The sequence below is a fragment of the Achromobacter sp. 1014246743 genome (assembly GCF_059760725.1).
Genome location: NZ_JCBANA010000148.1, coordinates 1 through 858 on the forward strand (window position 1 = coordinate 1; position 858 = coordinate 858).

Genomic DNA, 858 nt, shown 5'->3' on the forward strand with positions numbered 1-858 from the left:
CGGGCGTGCGCTAACACGCACCACTGGAAGGTCGGTCTTTACCTGGCGGCATTCCACCTTGCCACAGCCGATGCCACGGAGAAAGTTTCTTCGTCACGGGTGTCGTGCATGACGACTATTGGGCTTCCGATTCCCTCGGGCGCATCGAGGTTGCCCGCCCCGCATGCCACCGCCGCGAGGGACTACGCGCGTCTGGGTTCGTCGCGCCGTTAGACCTGTGGTCAGGGAATGAAATCTGCAGGGCCGCCAAGCCGCGGCCGCGCGGGCGGCCACGTTTGGCATTGCGTTGCTGGAATGTGTTGCGGGTGCGCTGCGCGCTGTTGGAGATCGGCTTTCTAGTGGCCCGTCATGTTGGGGGTGGGGCGGTGATGGGCGGCGCGGCGAAGTCCTGCTTGCGCATGCTGACCGTCTCGCGCGCCGCCCATCGGGCGCTGCACATTCATGTTGAACGCCACGGCATCCGCGCCGCTACAGACCACCAGCGATTCTGACGCCATCTGCTTCGCTCACACGCAAGAGCGACATCTTGGCACCACCAACACCACTACCCACACGCGATAGCGGCATCGGCGCTCGCAAGACGCCGCGTAAGCTTCGTAAGGCCGCCCGCGCGGCCGGCACGAAGCGGGCAACGCACCCTCCTCCATACCCCCTCTGACCGTGGCTACCATGCCAAGCACACTGACCGCCCCAGCGGCCGATGCCAAACCTCATCTAGAGCGCTGGGCGGGGTGGGCATCTACCTGCGTGATTCGGCCGAACGCGTCGTCAGCGGCCTGGACTGCGAGGAATTCGATCCCGAAGGCCGCATCATCCGCGCCGACTGGAAGAACCTGTCCGTCGTCAGCGCCTACCTGC

Annotated in this window: 1 protein-coding gene and 1 pseudogene; one reads left to right on the top strand and one right to left on the bottom strand. The window is 65.5% G+C overall.

Annotated features, from left to right (window positions below):
- Positions 1 to 335: 335 nt before the first annotated feature.
- Complete coding sequence (locus tag AC6LJ2_RS30005; RefSeq protein WP_498152756.1) at positions 336 to 497, bottom strand: hypothetical protein; 162 nt, start codon at positions 495 to 497, stop codon at positions 336 to 338.
- Between the two features lie 219 nt (positions 498 to 716).
- On the opposite strand from AC6LJ2_RS30005, the pseudogene AC6LJ2_RS30010 reads away from it, so the two are divergent.
- Positions 717 to 858: pseudogene (locus AC6LJ2_RS30010) on the top strand (exodeoxyribonuclease III); the annotation flags it as partial.

Coding starts and splice junctions, on each gene's coding strand:
- AC6LJ2_RS30005 (WP_498152756.1), bottom strand. CDS start 497: ATGGCGTCAGAATCGCTGGTGGTCTGTAGCGGCGCGGATGCCGTGGCG.